Raw genomic sequence first — 17,330 nt, forward strand, 5'->3', positions numbered from 1 at the left:
TCCGTGTACCGCTCGTACGGCACCTGTAACGCTTCCGCGACGCTTCTTTCTCGTAGGGTCACGGAACGGGCACCGAGCTTGACGTGTCAGTGCCCTGCGGCAGACTTGGCCGGGAATAGCACTTTCGATCAACGGCAGTCAACGGCAGCAACGACGGTCAACGGCGCCTGAAGGCCTACGGGGGACGCAGAACATGAGCCAGGACGGCGCACAGGGCCGGTACGCGGGGCGGGCGCTCGCCGGCGGCCGCTATCAGCTGCGCGACTTGCTCGGCGAGGGCGGCATGGCCTCGGTGCACCTGGCGTACGACAGCGTGCTCGACCGACAGGTCGCGATCAAGACACTCCACACCGAACTGGGCCGTGAGCAGGCCTTCCGCGAGCGTTTTCGCCGCGAGGCCCAGGCAGTGGCCAAGCTCACGCACACCAACATCGTCTCGGTCTTCGACACCGGTGAGGACGACCTCGGCGGTCTGACGACCCCCTACATCGTCATGGAGTACATCGAGGGCCGCCCGCTCGGCTCGGTGCTCGACGAGGACGTACGGCAGCAGGGCGCGATGCCCGCCGACAAGGCGCTGAAGATCACCGCGGACGTGCTGGCGGCGCTGGAGATCAGCCACGAGATGGGCCTGGTCCACCGCGACATCAAGCCCGGCAACGTGATGATGACCAAGCGCGGTGTGGTCAAGGTCATGGACTTCGGCATCGCCCGCGCGATGCAGTCCGGTGTCACCTCGATGACGCAGACCGGCATGGTCGTCGGCACCCCGCAGTACCTCTCGCCCGAGCAGGCCCTGGGCCGCGCCGTGGACGCCCGCTCCGACCTGTACTCGGTCGGCATCATGCTGTTCCAACTGGTCACCGGGCGGCTGCCGTTCGAGGCTGACTCGCCGCTGGCGATCGCGTACGCGCATGTGCAGGAGGAGCCGGTCGCGCCCTCCTCCATCAACCGGGCGCTGCCGCCCGCCGTGGACGCGCTCGTCGCCCGCGCGCTGAAGAAGAACCCGAACGAGCGCTTCCCGACCGCCGAGTCCATGCGCGACGAGTGTCTGCGGGTGGCGGCCTCCTTCCAGGCGGCCCCGCCGAGCATCGTCCCGGGCGTGCCGACGCAGAGCGGGTCGGGTGTGGGCTCGGCGGTGTTCCCGCCGGTCGGCCAGAGCACCCCGCCGCCGGTGGGCAACGTCCAGACGCCGTACCCGCAGACCCCGGTCCCGAACCCGTACGGCACCCCGGCCCCGGGCGCCTCCTACGGCTATCCGCAGCAGGGCGGCTATCAGACGCCCGCCCCGGCTTACGGCCACCAGCAGGGCCCGCACACGCCTGCGGCGTACAACCCCGGCCCGGGGCCCTCGACCTCGGTGTCCTCGGGCGGCAAGCGCAAGGGCGCCAAGCAGGTCGTCATCGGGTCGACCCTGGTCGCCGTGGTGGCGGTCGGCGCGCTGATCGGCAGCCTCGCGGTCAACGGCAGCGGCTCGGACGACGACAACGGCGGGGGCGGCGGCGCCAGCGCCTCCGCGTCGGCGACGAAGGCGACGGACTACCGCGGCCCGGACCCGTCCAAGACGATCGACCCGACCGAGTGCTCCGAGGCGTCGGAGTCGTACAACGACCCCGACAAGATCCAGATGCCGAACTTCAAGTTCAAGTACATCGCCTCGGTCAAGGAGTGCTTCCAGGCCGCCGGTTGGCAGCTGGACATCAAGTACATGGACGAGAACACCTACGGCGAGGGCGCGGTCATGGACCAGTTCCCGTCCGCCGGCACGGACGTCGACCCCGACGACATGCCGGACATCGAACTGAGCGTGTCGACGGGCAACCCGCCGTCCTGACACCCGCGTCGACATGAGAAGGGCCCGGCGGTCTCCCGCCGGGCCCTTGATGTGGAATGCGTGGGGGGTACGGCCTAGAGGTACGGTCCGCCCGAACGGCCGCCCGTCCGCGGGTCGTCGCCGCCCTCGTGGCCCACACCCGGCGGCAGCGCGCGGCGCATCTGCTCCAACTGGGCGCGCGCGGCCATCTGCTGCGCGAACAACGTGGTCTGGATGCCGTGGAAGAGGCCCTCCAGCCAGCCGACCAACTGGGCCTGCGCGATCCGCAGTTCCGAGTCGCTCGGCGTGGAGTCCTCGTTGAACGGCAGGGAGAGCCGCTCCAGCTCCTCGACCAGCTCCGGCGCCAGGCCGTCCTCCAGCTCCTTCACCGAACTGGCGTGGATCTCCTTCAGCCGGGCCCGGCTCGCCTCGTCCAGGGGAGCCGCGCGCACCTCCTCCAACAGCTGCTTGATCATGCTGCCGATCCGCATGACCTTCGCCGGCTGCTCGACCTGCTCCGTCACCGGAATCTCGCGGGAGTCCTCGTCGGCGTCGACGCCGCCGAGTGCCATGCCGTCCTGGCCCACGACCAGGATCCTCTGGGCGTTCTCCGGCGACCTTTCGTTCCTCGGCATCTCCATGCCGCCATTCTCTCGCACCCCTACACCTCATCACCGTGGTGCCCCCTGTGCAGGGTGATCCACCGTTTCCGTTCGGCGCAGTCCCGGATGCGGCGATATATGCGTGATGTGAGGCTTATGGCGTCTTTTCTTGGCGACGGCACACCGGGAGGGGGTCACGGGCGTGACTCCATGGCGGCGGGGGTTGTGGGCGGTGGGGGTGATCGTCGCGGTGCCGTACGCCGGCGTCGCGTCGTACGGGGGCGTTTCGGCGTACGCGGCTGTATCGACGTGCGCGGCCGTATCGACGTGCGGCACGGTTTCGACGTACGGGTCCGTATCGACGTACGGGTCCGTATCGACGTACGGGTCCGTATCGACGTACGGCAGCGTCTCGCCGTCGGGGCGCCCGGGCTCCCCCTCTCTCTCCGCCTCTCCCTCTCCCTCTCCCTCCTCCTCTTCCTCCTCGCCCTCGCCATCGCCCTCCTCTTCACCTTCCCCCGACCGGGCCGGCAGCCGCGCGGGAGAAGGGCGGGAGCGGCCGGGTCGAGGGGACGAGGAGGACCAGCTGGACGAGGAGGAGATGGAGGAGGAGGCGGCGGCGGAGGCAGAGCCGGAGGAGGACGGGGAGACGGACACGGAGTCGGACACGGGTGCCGACGGCGGGACGGAGGGTGACTCCGACGCCGATGCCGACTCCGACGCCGACCCGGACGCGCCGCCCGAGGCCGCCGTCGTCCCCGTGACCTCCCCGCCCGCCGAGGACGACGTGCGGCAGGCGGGCGCGCAGGGGGAGCGGGCCGAGGGGCCCGTGCTGCGGATCCTGCCGCTGGGCAGCGGCCTGGTCCTCATCGGGCTCGGGCTGGCCCTCGGCCTCGCCGCCCTGCGGCTGCGCCGCGGTTGATCCGCGCGCCACAGCCGCGACGGCCGATCCCGCCGATCCGGTCGCTATGCCCCGTCCGGTCGCTACGGCGCGACCAGCAGCACCTTGCCCACGTGCGTGCTCTCCTCCACGACCCGGTGCGCGGCCGCCGCGTCGGGCAGCGGGATCTCCCGGTCGACGACGGGACGGACGCGGCCGGCGGCGATCAGCGGCCAGACGTGCTCGCGTACGGCCGCGACGATCGCCGCCTTCTCGGCCGGCGGCCGGGCCCGCAGCGAGGTCGCGGTGATCGCGGCGCGCTTGCCGAGCAGGGCGGCGATGTTCAGCTCGCCCTGCACGCCGCCCTGCATGCCGATGATCGCGAGCCGGCCGTTGACGGCGAGGGTACGGACGTTGCGGTCCAGGTACTTCGCGCCCATGTTGTCGAGGATGACGTCGGCACCCGCGCCGCCGGTGGCCGTCTTCAGCTCGGCCACGAAGTCCTGCTCGCGGTAGTCGACCAGGATGTCCGCGCCCAGCTCGGCGCAGCGGTCCAGCTTCTCCTTGGTGCCCGCGGTGACCGCGACCCTCGCGCCGACGGCCTTGGCCAGCTGGATCGCCATGGTGCCGATGCCGCTGGAACCGCCGTGCACGAGCAGCGTCTCGCCGGGCCGGAGGTGGGAGATCATGAAGACGTTCGACCAGACCGTGCAGGTCACCTCGGGGAGCGCGGCGGCCCGGACGAGGTCGACGCCCTCGGGCACGGGCAGCAGCTGGCCCGCCGGGACGGCGACCTTCTCGGCGTAGCCACCGCCCGAGAGCAGCGCGCACACCTCGTCGCCGACGCTCCAGCCGGACACCCCGGGGCCGAGCGCGGCGATCCGGCCGGAGCACTCCAGACCGGGGTAGGGGGACGCGCCCGGCGGCGGGTCGTAGAAGCCCTGCCGCTGAAGGATGTCGGCGCGGTTCACGGCACCGGCCACCACCTCGAGGAGCACTTCGCCCTCGCCGGGTACGGGATCGGGGACCTCGTCCCACACCAGCGCCTCGGGACCACCAGGTTCGGGAATCGTGATCGCATGCATGAGGGGGACGCTACCGCTCTCCCTCGACGGGGGGTCTCCGGGAAAACGACGTGCGATCACCGATGAGTTCGGGTGACGGTAAAGGTCTTCCCATGCGTAGCCCATGAACGCGGAAGGACATCCCACCATGAGCCAGCACACCGCCGGCCTGGCCATCGAGACAGCGGGCCTGGTCAAGACGTTCGGCGAGACCAGGGCGGTGGACGGCGTGGACCTCGCCGTGCCCGCCGGCACGGTCTACGGCGTCCTGGGCCCGAACGGCGCCGGAAAGACGACCACCGTGAAGATGCTCGCCACCCTGCTGCGGCCGGACGGCGGCGAGGCCCATGTCTTCGGCCACGACATCGTGCGCGAGGCCGACGAGGTACGCAGCCGGGTCAGCCTCACCGGGCAGTACGCCTCCGTCGACGAGGACCTCACCGGCACCGAGAACCTGATCCTCCTGGGACGGCTCCTGGGACACGGCAAGAAGGCGGCGCGGGAGCGGTCCGCACAGCTGCTGGCGGCGTTCGGGCTGACCGACGCGGCGGGGAAGCAGGTCAAGCAGTACTCGGGCGGCATGCGGCGCCGGATCGACATCGCCGCGTCCATCCTGAGCACGCCCGATCTGCTCTTCCTCGACGAGCCGACCACCGGTCTCGACCCGCGCAGCCGCAACCAGGTGTGGGACATCGTGCGGGCCGTGGTCGCGCAGGGCACGACCGTGCTGCTGACCACGCAGTACCTGGACGAGGCCGACCAACTGGCCTCCCGGATCGCCGTGATCGACCACGGCAAGGTGATCGCCGAGGGCACGAAGGGCGAGCTGAAGGCGTCCGTCGGCGCCGGATCCGTCCATCTGCGGCTGCGTCACGGGGAGCAGCGGCCGGCGGCCGAACAGGTGCTGCGGCTTGCCCTGGACGCGGACGTCCAGCCGGACCCGGACCCGGTGGCGCTGACCGCGCGGCTGAGCGCGTCGGCCCAGGACACGGCGGCCGAGCAGGCCGCCCGGGCCCTCGGCGAACTGGCCCGGTCCGGGATCCTCGTCGACAACTTCTCGCTCGGCCAGCCCAGCCTGGACGAGGTGTTCCTGGCCCTCACCGGCCATGACACGGGCTCCGCCCCGAACACCGGCCCGGACGGCAGCCCGGACGGCGGAAAGACGGGCGCGGATTCCGACTCGACGAAGGACGGGGTGGCGGCATGAGCACCGCGACGACCACGGAAGCCCAGGACCTCGCCCCCGTCAGCGCCGAGTCGCTGGCCGCGCTGCTGGTGGCGGCCGAGCGGCCCGCCCGCCCGAGCGCGCTGTCCACGTCCCTGACCTTCGGCTGGCGGGCGATCCTCAAGATCAAGCACGTGCCGGAGCAGCTCTTCGACGTCACCGCGTTCCCGATCATGATGGTGCTGATGTACACGTACCTGTTCGGGGGCGCCCTGGCCGGCTCCCCGAAGGAGTACATCCAGTTCCTGCTGCCGGGCATCCTCGTGATGTCGGTCGTGATGATCACGATGTACACGGGCGTCTCGGTGAACACCGACATCGAGAAGGGCGTCTTCGACCGGTTCCGCTCGCTGCCGATCTGGCGGCCGTCGACGATGGTCGGCTATCTGCTCGGCGACATGCTGCGCTACTCGATCGCGTCCGTCGTGATGCTCGCCGTCGGACTCGTCCTCGGCTACCGGCCGGACGGCGGGGTCGTCGGCGTGGTCGCCGGGATCGCCCTGTTGATCGTCTTCTCGTTCGCGTTCTCGTGGATATGGACGATGTTCGGGTTGATGCTGCGCAGCGAGAAGTCGGTGATGGGCGTCAGCATGATGGTGATCTTCCCGCTCACCTTCCTCTCCAACGTGTTCGTCGACCCCAGCACCATGCCGGGCTGGCTCCAGGCGTTCGTCAACAACAGCCCGATCACGCATCTGTCGTCGGCGGTACGGGGGCTGATGGCGGGCGACTGGCCGGGCACCGAGATCGCCTGGACGCTGGGGTGGGCGGGCCTGCTCCTGCTGGTCTTCGGGCCGCTGACGATGCGGCTCTACAACCGCAAGTAGTCCCGAGCCGGAACCGCACGTGGTCCCGAGCCGGAACCGCACGTGGTCCCGAGCCGGAACCGCACGTGGTCCCGAGCCGGAACCGCACGTGGTCCCGGGCCGGAACCGCCCGGAGTCCCGGGCCGGCCGGGCCGGGGCTCCGGGCGGTGTCAGGCCGGGGGAAGCGGCGGCACTCCGCGGATGCCCGGCCGGCGCCGCCCGGTGCCCTCCCCGACCCGCATGATCGTCACCAGCCGGTCCGTCAGCTCCAGGACACCGATGGCGGGATCGTCGTAGGCGAGGATCCGGTGGCCGCGTACGACGCTCACCACCAGGTCCTCCGTCTCGCGCGGGCCGCGCCCGGCCTCGGCCTTGGTGACGGGCCGTTCGACGAGGTCGAGGCCGTCGCCCTGCTGGATCAGGTCCTCCATGACCAGCCCGGCCGCGGGGCTGAGCACGGACACCCCGAGCAGCCGGCCGGCCGCGCCCGCGCTGGTGATGACCTCGTCGGCGCCGGACTGCTTCAGCAGCGGCGCGTTCTCCTCCTCCCGCACCGCCGCCACGATCTTCGCGGACGGGTTGAGCTGGCGGGCCGTCAGCGCCACGAGGACGGCCGTGTCGTCGCGCTGGGTCGCGATGACGATCCGTCCCGCCCGCTGCACCTCGGCCTTGCGCAGCACGTCACTGCGCGTGGCGTCACCGACCACCCCCTCGTACCCCTCGGCCGTCGCCGCCTCGACCGCCTTCGCGCTGGGGTCGATCACGACGACCTGTTCCTTGCGCAGCCCCGACGCACAGGCGGTCCGGATCGCGGACCGCCCTTTCGTGCCGAAGCCGACGACGACGGTGTGGTCACGCAAGGGGACCTCCGGGGTACTGGGCGACACTACTGATCGGGCACGCGGACGCGCCGGGAACCATGGTGCCCACCGAGCGGAACGACACCCCAGGGGGCACGCGATGCAGGACCACGAACGACACCCTGCCACCCAATCCAGGCTCTCCCTCTTCCGGTCCCTCTGGTACCGCTCGCGCACCGAGGCCCGGGACGACGCCGAGGCGGGCCGGTCCATCACGATGCCCATGCGCACCACCACGCCCCCGCTCCAGCAGGTACTGCGCCGGCTCGCCCTCGCCCTGCTGGTGCTGGCCGTCACCACACTGATCGTCTACGCCGACCACGGCGGCTACAACGACAACTCCGACGAAACCGTCGACCTCCTCGACTCGGCCTACTACGCCACCGTCACGCTCTCCACCACCGGCTACGGCGACATCACCCCGGTCAGTGACACGGCCCGGCTGGTCAACATCCTCGTCATCACACCGCTGCGCGTGGTGTTCCTGATCATCCTGGTCGGTACCACCCTGGAGGTGCTCACCGAGCGCACCCGCCAGCAGGTCCGCGTGCACCGCTGGCGCATGCGCACCCGCGACCACATCGTGGTCGTCGGCTACGGCACGAAGGGCCGCCACGCGGTCGAGACCCTCGTCGGACAGGGCATCGCCAAGGACCGGATCGTGGTCGTGGACACCCAGCGCAAGGTCGCGGACCTCGCGGGCGACGACGGGCTGGTGGCCGTGATCGGGGACGCCACCCGTTCGGAGACCCTCCTGAAGGCCGAGGTCGCGCTGGCCTCCCGGGTGATCGTCGCCCCGCAGCGCGACGACACGGCCGCCCTGGTCACCCTCACCACCCGACAGCTGAACCGGCGCGCGACCATCGTCGTCGCCGCACGGGAGGACGAGAACGTGCCGCTGCTCAAGCAGTCCGGCGCGGACACCGTGATCACCAGCTCCAGCTCGGCCGGCCGGCTGCTCGGGGTCTCCATGGTCAGCCCGACCGTGGCACGCACCCTGGAGGACCTGATGACCCTCGGCAGCGGCCTGGACATCGTCGAACGCCCCGTCACCAAGGCGGAGACCGGGAAGACCCCGCGCGCCTGCGCGGATCTGGTGGTGGCGGTGGTCCGGGGCAAGGAGCTCCTCGACTACGCCGACCCCCGGCTCACCGAGCTCCGGCCGGGGGACCGTGTGATCACGGTCAGCCGGGCGAAGCTGCCGAACACACATGACCGGGCGACGGCCGCCGAGCACATGTGAGGGGGCACCCCATGTTTCACGTGAAACAGGCGTCGACCCCGGCCGTCGCCCACGGCAGGTCGAGGAGTTCCGCCTCCTGACCCGCCCGCGCGCCACCGGGCGGTACGACCGCCAGGGCGTCGGCCGCGGCGATGCCCCGGAGCATGGCGGGGCCGTTGTAGTGCAGCGGCACGGCATGGTCGCCCCGCAGGGTGACGGGGACGAGCCGGGTGTCGTGCGGATGACCGTGCACGGCTTCCCGCAACGGCACCGCGTACGGCTCCGGGGCCGGGCGGGCGGCCAGGGTCCGCAGCAGGGGCTCGGCGAGCGTGAGCAGCCCGGAGACGGCCGCGAGGGGGTTGCCGGGCAGTCCGACGAGGTGCTGGTCGTCCTTGGTGCGCGCCAGCAGCATGGGGTGACCGGGGCGCACCTTGACGCCGTCGACGAGCAGCTCGGCGCCGATCCGGCGCAGGGTGGGGTGGACGTGGTCGACGGGGCCGGAGGCGGTGCCCCCGGTGGTGACGATCAGGTCGGCGCCGGACGCCGTGACGGCCCGGTGCAGGGCCTCCGCGTCGTCGCCGAGCCGGCGCACGGCCATGACCTCGGCGCCCAGCGCCCGTAGCCAGGGCGGCAGCATCGGGCCGAGTGCGTCCCGGATCAGCCCGTCGTACGGACGGCCCTCGGTGAGCAGTTCGTCGCCGAGGACGAACACCTCGACCCGGGGGCGGGGTACGGCGGCCAGCGTGTCGTATCCGGCGGCCGCGGCGAGACCGAGGACGGCCGGGGTCACCACCGCCCCGGCGGGCAGCAGTAGGTCTCCGCTCCGGCACTCCTGGCCCCGGGGGCGGATGTCCTGGCCGTGGCTCATGTCCCGGGTGGGGTGCAGCCGGTCCTTGTCGTCGGTGCGGCCGTGCTCGCTGCGCAGGACGGCGGTGGTGTCCGCCGGGATCCGGGCGCCGGTGGCGATCCGGACGGCCTCCCCGTCGGTGAGGGGCGCGGGCGCCGCGCTGCCGGCCAGCACACCCTCGTCCCGCACCCGCCAGGGGCCGGGACCGGCGACCGCCCAGCCGTCCATGGCGGAGGTGTCGAAGGAGGGCAGGTCGGTGAGGGCGGTCAGCGGGGCGGCGAGCACGAGGCCCAGGGCGTCGCCGAGGGTCACGGAGACATGGGCGCGGCGGGCGGCGTGCGCGCGGGCGGCGCGGGCGGCGGCGGTCCGGGCCTCGGGCCAGGGGGTGGCCCGGTGCCGGTCCTTGGGCGGGGCGGTGGGGTGTCCGGGGGCCGGGGTGCGGGTGTCTCGCCCCTCGGCCGCCGCGGGCTCCGGGCCGGGCGCAGAGACGCGGTCGCCCGCCGGGCGGGTGGGGCCGTTGCCGTCCTTCACGAGGGCGAGCACCTCCTCGACGTCGAGGTCCTCGTCGAGGCCCTCCCGGATCCCGCGGCCGCTCATCCGGCGTCCGCTCCCGAGCCGCCGGCTCCGGCCGTGGTGTCCTTCTCGGCCTTCTCGGCCTTCTCGGCCTTCTCCGCCTCCTCGGCCTCCGCCGCCCAGCGCAGCGCCAGCGCGGTGGCCTTGCGGGCGGCCTCGGCGACGGCCTCGGGGCCGCCCCGGGCCTGTGCGGCCGCGTAGCCGACCAGGAAGGTGGTCAGCGGGGCGGCGGGCCGGGCCACGCCGTGGGCGGCGTCCCGGGCGAGGTCCAGGAGGACGCCGGTGTCGACGTCCAGGTCGATGCCCAGCTCGTCCTTGACTGCGGAGATCCATTCATCCAACACGTGGTCATGCTCCCTGATCCGTGCCCTGGCGGTGGCGATGTCGTCCCAGGTGTCGCAGTCGAAGGACGCGACGGGGTCGGGGACGCGGGTGAGGTCGAGCCCGGCGGTCAGCCGGCGCAGCGGCAGCCCCGTGAGTCCGCCGTCGGCGGCGGAGCCGCCGGTGGGCTCCGTGGCGGTGAGCACCGCCAGCTCGCGGCGCAGGGCGGCCGTGCGGTACGCGGCGACGAGCGGCTGGTCACGGCCGTCGGCGTCGGTGAGCAGCGCGCCCTCGGCCCCGCCGGAGCGCAGGGCGTCCAGCAGGCGCCGTACGGTCCCCGCCGCGAGGAAGGGGAGGTCGGCGGAGAGGACGAGGACGTCGTCGGCCGCGGTGCGGCCGAGCCCCGCGGCGAGGGCGGCGACGGGGCCCGCGCCGGGCGGGTCCTCGCGTGCCCAGCGCACGGGGCGGGCGGTGGGCCGGGGGTCGGCGACCACGACGGTGGTGTGCGCGTCGGCGCAGGCGGCGAGCACCCTGTCGAGCAGGGCCCGCCCGCCGACCCGGACACCCGGTTTGTCGGCACCGCCGAGCCGCCGGGCGCCGCCACCGGCGAGCACGACCGCGTCGTACGGGGCGCGAGGGTGTGCGAACGAGGTCACCCCCTGAGTATGCGGGCCTCCTCGATCACAGGGAACGCGGCGGTACCCGCGCGATCCGAGCGGGCGCGGGCGGCCGGAGCCGCCCTCACCGTGCGCGGGCGGCGGGGGGCGCCGCCGTCACAGGGTGCGCAGCAGCACCGCCGGCTGTTCCACGCAGTCCGCCACGTACCGCAGGAAGCCGCCCGCCGTGCCGCCGTCGCACACCCGGTGGTCGAAGGTGAGCGAGAGCTGGACGACCTGGCGCACGGCCAGTTCGCCCTCGTGCACCCACGGCCTGGGGACGATCCGGCCGACGCCGAGCATGGCCGCCTCGGGGTGGTTGATGATCGGCGTGGAGCCGTCGACGCCGAACACCCCGTAGTTGTTCAGGGTGAAGGTCCCGCCGGTCAGCTCCCCGGGCGTGAGGCGTCCGGCCCGGCCCGCCTCGGTGAGCCGGGCGAACTCGGCGGTGAGGCCCTCGGCGTCCCGGGCGTGCGCGTCACGGACGACGGGCACGACGAGCCCGCGGTCGGTCTGCGCGGCGAACCCGAGGTGCACCTGGTCGAGCTGGACGATCTCCCGGGCCGCCAGGTCGACCGTGGAGTTCAGCTCCGGGAACCGGGCCAGGGCGGCGGTGCAGATCCGGGCCAGCAGCGCGAGCAGGGAGATCTTCGGGCCCCCGGACGCGTTCATGGCGGCGCGGGCCCGCATCAGCTCGGTCGCGTCGGCGTCCACCCAGCAGGTCGCGTCCGGGATCTCCCGGCGGCTGCGGGAGAGCTTGTCCGCGACGGCACCCCGGACGCCCTTGAGGGGGATCCGGCGGCCCTCGGTGAGTGCGGAGGAGGGGGAGGAAGAGGCGGAGGAGAGGGAGGAGAGGGACGGCGTGGGAGCCGGCGGGGCGGGCGTCTCGGCGACCCGGCCCTGAGCGGCGGCCGCCCGCAGCGCGTTCTCGACGTCCGCCCGCAGGATCAGCCCCTCGGGGCCGGAGCCCTGAAGGTCCCTCAGGTCCAGGCCGTTCTCGCGGGCGAGCCGGCGCACCAGGGGCGAGATCACGGGGACCGGCCCGTCCGGTACCGGAGGGCTGTCGGCCCGCGCCGCCGGAGCGGTGGGCGCGGCGGGAACCGCCGTCACCGGCTGGGCCGGCCTGACCCGCCGCCTGCGCGCGGGCGCCTCCGACGTGCCGTATCCGACCAGTACGTTGCCCGAGCCCTCGGCCTCCGTGCCGGAGGCCGGCGCGCCGACCGCGACCGTGATCAGCGGGGCGCCGACGGGCAGTTCGGTGCCCTCCTCGCCGAAGCGGGCGGTGACGACACCGCCGTAGGGGCAGGGCACCTCGACCATCGCCTTGGCCGTCTCGACCTCGACGACCGGCTGGTCGATGGCGACGACATCGCCGACCTGGACCAGCCAGCGCACGATCTCCGCCTCGGTGAGTCCCTCGCCGAGGTCGGGGAGCTTGAACTCCAGTACCTGTGCCATCAGTTCCCCGCCTCCCACTGAAGCCGGGCCACGGCGTCCAGGATGCGGTCGACGCCGGGCAGGTGGTGGCGCTCCAGCATCGGCGGCGGGTAGGGGATGTCGAACCCGGCGACGCGCAGCACCGGTGCCTCCAGGTGGTGGAAGCAGCGCTCCGTGACGCGGGCGACGATCTCCCCGCCCGGGCCGCCGAAGGAGCCCGACTCGTGGACGACGACCGCGCGGCCGGTCCGCCGTACCGAGGCGGCGACCGTCTCGTCGTCGAACGGCACGAGGGAGCGCAGGTCGACGACCTCGAGGTCCCAGCCCTCGGCGCGGGCCGCCTCGGCGGCTTCGAGGCAGACCGGGACCGACGGCCCGTACGTGATCAGGGTGGCGCTGCGGCCCGGGCGGCGCACCACCGCGCGGCCGATCGGGTCGACGGTCTGCGGGTCCTCGGGGTTCCAGGTGTCCTTGGACCAGTACAGGCGCTTGGGTTCGAGGAAGACGACCGGGTCGTCGGAGGCGATGGCGGCGCGCAGCAGGCCGTAGGCGTCGGGGACCGTGGCCGGGGTGACGACGTGCAGGCCCGGGGTGGCGATGTAGTACGCCTCGGAGGAGTCGCTGTGGTGCTCGACGCCGCCGATGCCGCCGCCGTAGGGGACGCGGATCGTGATCGGCAGGGGCATACGGCCGCGGGTGCGGTTGCGCATCCGGGCGACATGGCTGATGAGCTGCTCGAACGCCGGGTAGGCGAAGGCGTCGAACTGCATCTCCACGACCGGGCGCAGGCCGTACATGGCCATGCCCACGGCGGTGCCGAGGATGCCCGCCTCGGCGAGCGGGGTGTCGGTGCAGCGGTCCTCGCCGAACTCCTTGGCGAGTCCGTCGGTGACCCGGAAGACGCCGCCGAGGGTGCCCACGTCCTCGCCCAGGACGTGCACGGACGGGTCGGCGGCCATCGCGTCGCGCAGCGCGCGCGTGAGGGCCTGCGCCATGGTCGCGGGCTTGAGGGCGACGGTCGTCATCAGTGGCCGCCTTCCTGTTCGGCGTCGAGCTCGGCGCGCAGCAGGGCACGCTGTTCGCGCAGGTGGGGGGTGTCCTCGGCGTAGACGTGGGCGAACAGGTCCGCCGGGTCGAGGGCCGGGTCCTGGTTCATGCGGGCGCGCAGGTCGGCGGCCATTGTCTCGGCGGCGTCCCGCGCGCTCTGCCGGGCGTCGTCGTCGAGCAGCCCGCGCGCGGTGAGTTCGCGCTCCAGCAGCAGGATCGGGTCGTGCTCGCGCCAGGTCTCCACCTCGGCGTCGCCGCGGTAGCGGGTCGCGTCGTCGGCGTTGGTGTGCGCCTCGATGCGGTAGGTGACGGCCTCGACGAGGGTGGGCCCGCCGCCCTCACGCGCGCGCCGCACGGCGTCCGCGAGCACCTCGTGGACGGCGGCCGCGTCGTTGCCGTCGACCAGCCGGCCCGGCATCCCGTAGCCGACGGCCTTGTGGGCGAGGGAGGGGGCGGCGGTCTGCTTGGCGAGCGGCACGGAGATCGCGAAGCCGTTGTTCTGGACGAAGAAGACGACCGGGGCCTGCCAGACGGCGGCGAAGTTCAGCGCCTCGTGGAAGTCGCCCTCGCTGGTGCCGCCGTCGCCGACCATGGCGAGCGCGACCACGTCGTCGCCCTTGAGGCGGGCGGCGTGGGCGAGGCCCACGGCGTGCGGGAGCTGGGTGGCGAGCGGGGTGCAGAGGGGGGCCACGCGGTGCTCGTACGGGTCGTAGCCGGTGTGCCAGTCGCCGCGCAGCAGGGTCAGGGCCTCGACGGGGTCCACTCCGCGCGCGACGACGGCGAGCGTGTCGCGGTAGCTCGGGAACAGCCAGTCGCGGTCCTCCAGGACCAGCGCGGCGGCGACCTCGCAGGCCTCCTGGCCGGTGCTGGAGGGGTAGACGGCGAGCCGGCCCTGCTTGGTGAGGGCGGTGGCCTGCGTGTTGTAGCGGCGGCCGAGCACCAGCTGGGCGTACAGGCGCCGCAGCAGCTCCGGGTCGGCCTGGGCGGCCGCCTCGGTGCCGAGGACGCGGTGGGGCTCCGCGTCGGGCAGCAGTGGCACGGGGTCCGTGCGGGGCTGCCAGGCGGGCGGCGGGGTCGGCCGGTATGCGCCCCGCTGCTCCATGACCGTCATGACGGCACCTCCTCGTGGAAGCGGCTACGGAAGGCGTGCCGTTGTGACCCGCCTCACCTACCGATTGTTCGGTCGTCGGCACATTTTGGCTACAGGCGCCCTCAGGCTGTGGACAAACGGTTCTCCACAGCCTGAGATGGACGCAGTACGTCCATGGCGGAGAGGCGGGGGGACATGGCACCTGAACAAATGGCCGAGGACCCCGAGGACGCGCCCGGGCTGCCGCCGCCGCGTCCGCTCGACGCCATCGATCAGGACATCCTCCAGATGCTCCAGACCGACGGGCGGGCCTCGATACGGTCGGTCGCCGAGCGGGTGCACGTCTCGCGCGCCAACGCCTACGCGCGCATCAACCGGCTCATCGAGGACGGCGTGATCCGCGGCTTCGGCGCCCGGGTGAACCACGAGCGGGCCGGTCAGGGGACGAGCGCGTACATCACGCTGAAGATCGTGCAGAACTCCTGGCGGACGGTGCGCGAGCAGCTGCGCCGGCTGCCCGGTGCCTCCCACATCGCCCTGGTGGGCGGGGACTACGACGTGCTGCTGCTGGTGCACACGCCGGACAACCGGGCGCTGCGCGAGGTGGTCCTCACCCGGCTCCAGGCGATCCCCGAGGTGCTCAGCACCCGCACCCTGCTGGTGTTCGAGGAGGAGGACCTGGAACCGCAGGGGTGAGGCCGGGCCCCGGGGCGCCTGTCCGGGCCCCGCGCACGGAGGCAGAATCCGCCGGACAGGCCCAGGACATCAGTGCTCGGTGCGCAGGCCCCCGAAGACCAGCCGCGTCACCGCGTCGGCCACGTCGTTCTCGGCCATTCCGTGGCCGCCCGGCCGGTACCACTCGACGATCGAGTTGATCATGCCGAAGACCAGGCGGGTGGCGAGCCGCACCTCCACGTCGCCGCGCACGTCCCCGTCGGCGGCGGCCGCCCTCAGCAGGTCGGCGACCCGGTGGTCGAAGTCGCGGCGCCGCTCCAGGGCCCACCGCTCGGTGTCGGTGTTGCCGCGCACGCGCAGCAGCAGCGTCACATAGGGCAGTTCGCGGATGAGCACCTCGACCATGCGGCGCACCACGTACTCCAGGCGCTGCGAGGCGCGTCCCACGCGCGCGTGCTCCTCGTCGAGGATCCCGAAGAGGCCGTCCAGGGCGCGGCTGACGGCCCGGCGCAGCAGCTCCTCCTTGCCGGTGACGTGGTGGTAGATCGACGACTTGGAGATGCCGGCCGCCCTGGAGAGGTGCTCCATGGAAGTGCCGTCGTAGCCGCGCTCGTTGAACACCTGGACGGCGACGGAGAGCAGCGTCTCCGGGGTGTACGTGTCGCGCTTGGCGGTGGTCACGCGGCACCCTCCCGCTTCTCGGTGGCGTAGGAGTGCCGGTAGAGCGCGAGGGACGGCGCGTAGCGGCCGGACGGGTCGCGCTCGTGCAGGTCGTCGAGGAGCGAGCAGGCCCAGCTGCGGCCGAGTCTGCGGCTCCATTCGAAGGGGCCGAGGGGGTAGTTCACGCCGAGGCGCATCGCGGTGTCGATGTCCTCCTCGGTGGCCACGCCCTTGGCGACGGCGTCGTACGCGAGGTCGACGATCCGGGCGACCGTGCGGGCGACGATCATGCCGGGGACGTCACCGATGACGCTGACGTCCTTGCCGAGCGCCTGGAACAGGCCGATCGCCTCGGACAGGGTCTGCGGGGAGGTGTCCTGGGAGGCGGACAGGGCGATCCGGGTGGCCTTGCGGTAGTCGAGGGCGAGGTCGAAGTAGACGACGTCCCGGAACTCGACGGAGGTCTGGCCGTCGGCGAGCGCCAGCTGGCCGCCGCCGGGCAGCACCAGCCGGGTGCCGTGGTCCTCCTCGTCCTCGCGGACCTGGATGCCCGCCTCGCGGACCAGCGCGAGCACCTCGGACGCGGGTCCCAGGTCGCCCTCGGCGACGACGTAGGCGGGCGGCTGCCGCTGCTCGGCGGTGTGCGGCTCGGCGGGCTCGGCGTCCTCGCGGTAGTCGTACCAGCCCTGGCCGGTCTTGCGGCCGAGGCGGCCGGACTCGACCAGGCGGCGCTGGGCGAGCGAGGGCGTGAAACGCACGTCCTGGAAGAAGGACCGCCACACGGAGTGCGTGACCGACTCGTTGACGTCCTGCCCGATCAGGTCGGTCAGCTCGAAGGCGCCCATCCGGAAGCCGCCGGACTCGCGCAGCACCGCGTCGATGGTGGCCGGGTCGGCGCCCTGTGCCTCGTAGACGGCGAACGCCTCGGCGTAGAAGGGCCGCGCGATGCGGTTGACGATGAAGCCGGGGGTGTCGGCGCAGGCGACGGGGGTCTTGCCCCAGGCGCGGGCGGTCTCGTACGCGCGCGTGGCCGAGGTGACGTCGGTGGCGTACCCGGAGACGACCTCGACCAGCGGCAGCAGCGGTGCGGGGTTGAAGAAGTGCAGTCCGACGAAGCGGCCCGGGTTGCGCAGGGCGCCGCCGACGGCCGTCACCGACAGGGAGGAGGTGTTGGTGGCGAGCAGGCAGTCCTCGTCGACGACGTCCTCCAGGGCCCGGAACAGGTCCTGTTTGGCGTCCAGTTCCTCCAGGACGGCCTCGACGACCAGGGAGCAGTCCGCGAGGTCGGCGAGGGTCTCGGCGGGGAGCAGCCGGGTGCGGGCCGCGTCCCGGTCGGCGGCGGAGAGACGGTTCTTCTCGACGAGCCGGTCGAGACGGGAGCCGATCGCGTCGGCGGCCTCCCGGGCGCGGCCCGGTACGGCGTCGTACAGCCGTACGAGATGGCCCGCGACCAGCGCGACCTGGGCGATGCCCTGGCCCATGGTGCCGGTGCCGACGACGGCCACGGGGCTGGTGAGGTCGAGTGCTGTCATGTGCGCGATCCTCCCGCACG

The 17,330-nt window shown here is 72.9% G+C and carries 15 protein-coding genes and 1 pseudogene; 6 read left to right on the plus strand and 10 right to left on the minus strand.

The window, feature by feature from the left end:
- Positions 1 to 193: 193 nt before the first annotated feature.
- Complete coding sequence (locus tag ACZ6D7_RS14925) at positions 194 to 1,834, plus strand: protein kinase domain-containing protein (RefSeq protein WP_469489811.1); 1,641 nt, start codon at positions 194 to 196, stop codon at positions 1,832 to 1,834.
- A 74-nt stretch (positions 1,835 to 1,908) separates the two neighbouring features.
- On the opposite strand, the gene ACZ6D7_RS14930 is transcribed toward ACZ6D7_RS14925, so the two are convergent.
- The gene (locus ACZ6D7_RS14930; RefSeq protein ID WP_469489813.1) at positions 1,909 to 2,454 is read right to left on the minus strand and encodes a bacterial proteasome activator family protein; all 546 of its coding nucleotides are present in this window, start codon (positions 2,452 to 2,454) and stop codon (positions 1,909 to 1,911) included.
- 562 nt (positions 2,455 to 3,016) lie between these two features.
- On the opposite strand from ACZ6D7_RS14930, the gene ACZ6D7_RS14935 reads away from it, so the two are divergent.
- Positions 3,017 to 3,337 carry a hypothetical protein gene (locus ACZ6D7_RS14935; RefSeq protein WP_469489818.1) on the plus strand — a complete coding sequence of 107 codons (321 nt, stop codon included), beginning with the start codon at positions 3,017 to 3,019 and terminating at the stop codon, positions 3,335 to 3,337.
- Positions 3,338 to 3,399: 62 nt separating this feature from the next.
- On the opposite strand, the gene ACZ6D7_RS14940 is transcribed toward ACZ6D7_RS14935, so the two are convergent.
- Positions 3,400 to 4,380 carry an NAD(P)H-quinone oxidoreductase gene (locus ACZ6D7_RS14940; protein ID WP_469489821.1) on the minus strand — a complete coding sequence of 327 codons (981 nt, stop codon included), beginning with the start codon at positions 4,378 to 4,380 and terminating at the stop codon, positions 3,400 to 3,402.
- A gap of 127 nt (positions 4,381 to 4,507) precedes the next feature.
- Between ACZ6D7_RS14940 and ACZ6D7_RS14945 the strand changes: the two genes are divergently transcribed.
- Both ACZ6D7_RS14945 and ACZ6D7_RS14950 read left to right on the plus strand, forming a co-directional pair.
- Positions 4,508 to 5,566, plus strand: a complete 1,059-nt coding sequence (locus ACZ6D7_RS14945; protein ID WP_469489824.1) for an ATP-binding cassette domain-containing protein — start codon at positions 4,508 to 4,510, stop codon at positions 5,564 to 5,566.
- A complete protein-coding gene (locus ACZ6D7_RS14950; protein WP_469489829.1) occupies positions 5,563 to 6,411 on the plus strand; it encodes an ABC transporter permease in 849 nt (282 codons plus the stop codon). The genes ACZ6D7_RS14945 and ACZ6D7_RS14950 overlap by 4 nt, the downstream gene beginning before the upstream one ends.
- Before the next feature lie 149 nt (positions 6,412 to 6,560).
- On the opposite strand, the pseudogene ACZ6D7_RS14955 reads toward ACZ6D7_RS14950, so the two are convergent.
- A pseudogene (locus ACZ6D7_RS14955) lies at positions 6,561 to 7,250 on the minus strand (potassium channel family protein); the annotation flags it as partial.
- A 100-nt stretch (positions 7,251 to 7,350) separates the two neighbouring features.
- Between ACZ6D7_RS14955 and ACZ6D7_RS14960 the strand changes: the two are divergent.
- Positions 7,351 to 8,493, plus strand: a complete 1,143-nt coding sequence (locus tag ACZ6D7_RS14960; RefSeq protein WP_469489834.1) for a potassium channel family protein — start codon at positions 7,351 to 7,353, stop codon at positions 8,491 to 8,493.
- Positions 8,494 to 8,509: 16 nt separating this feature from the next.
- Here ACZ6D7_RS14960 and ACZ6D7_RS14965 read toward each other — a convergent pair whose 3' ends face one another.
- The 5 genes from ACZ6D7_RS14965 to pdhA all read right to left on the minus strand — a co-directional run bounded on the left by ACZ6D7_RS14965 (position 8,510) and on the right by pdhA (position 14,464).
- Entirely contained in the window at positions 8,510 to 9,916 is a 1,407-nt protein-coding gene (locus ACZ6D7_RS14965; protein ID WP_469489837.1) for a molybdopterin molybdotransferase MoeA, read from the minus strand.
- Positions 9,913 to 10,869, minus strand: a complete 957-nt coding sequence (locus ACZ6D7_RS14970) for an NTP transferase domain-containing protein (RefSeq protein ID WP_469489842.1) — start codon at positions 10,867 to 10,869, stop codon at positions 9,913 to 9,915. Before ACZ6D7_RS14970 ends, ACZ6D7_RS14965 begins: the two co-directional genes overlap by 4 nt.
- A 117-nt stretch (positions 10,870 to 10,986) precedes the next feature.
- Complete coding sequence (locus ACZ6D7_RS14975) at positions 10,987 to 12,327, minus strand: dihydrolipoamide acetyltransferase family protein (protein ID WP_469489845.1); 1,341 nt, start codon at positions 12,325 to 12,327, stop codon at positions 10,987 to 10,989.
- Positions 12,327 to 13,331 (minus strand): alpha-ketoacid dehydrogenase subunit beta, encoded by a 1,005-nt coding sequence (locus tag ACZ6D7_RS14980; RefSeq protein WP_469489848.1) that lies wholly within the window; start codon positions 13,329 to 13,331, stop codon positions 12,327 to 12,329. Before ACZ6D7_RS14980 ends, ACZ6D7_RS14975 begins: the two co-directional genes overlap by 1 nt.
- Complete coding sequence (gene pdhA / locus ACZ6D7_RS14985; RefSeq protein WP_469489851.1) at positions 13,331 to 14,464, minus strand: pyruvate dehydrogenase (acetyl-transferring) E1 component subunit alpha; 1,134 nt, start codon at positions 14,462 to 14,464, stop codon at positions 13,331 to 13,333. The genes ACZ6D7_RS14980 and pdhA overlap by 1 nt, the downstream gene beginning before the upstream one ends.
- 189 nt (positions 14,465 to 14,653) lie before the next feature.
- Between pdhA and ACZ6D7_RS14990 the strand changes: the two genes are divergently transcribed.
- The gene (locus tag ACZ6D7_RS14990; RefSeq protein ID WP_469490754.1) at positions 14,654 to 15,139 is read left to right on the plus strand and encodes an Lrp/AsnC family transcriptional regulator; all 486 of its coding nucleotides are present in this window, start codon (positions 14,654 to 14,656) and stop codon (positions 15,137 to 15,139) included.
- Between the two features lie 69 nt (positions 15,140 to 15,208).
- Here the strand turns inward: ACZ6D7_RS14990 and ACZ6D7_RS14995 are convergent, their stop codons facing one another.
- Positions 15,209 to 15,799: a TetR/AcrR family transcriptional regulator gene (locus tag ACZ6D7_RS14995; RefSeq protein WP_469489854.1), complete on the minus strand. Its 591-nt coding sequence runs from the start codon at positions 15,797 to 15,799 to the stop codon at positions 15,209 to 15,211.
- The gene (locus ACZ6D7_RS15000; RefSeq protein ID WP_469489857.1) at positions 15,796 to 17,310 is read right to left on the minus strand and encodes a 3-hydroxyacyl-CoA dehydrogenase; all 1,515 of its coding nucleotides are present in this window, start codon (positions 17,308 to 17,310) and stop codon (positions 15,796 to 15,798) included. The genes ACZ6D7_RS14995 and ACZ6D7_RS15000 overlap by 4 nt, the downstream gene beginning before the upstream one ends.
- Positions 17,311 to 17,330 lie beyond the last annotated feature (20 nt).

The organism is Streptomyces sp. NPDC041784, assembly GCF_055591025.1.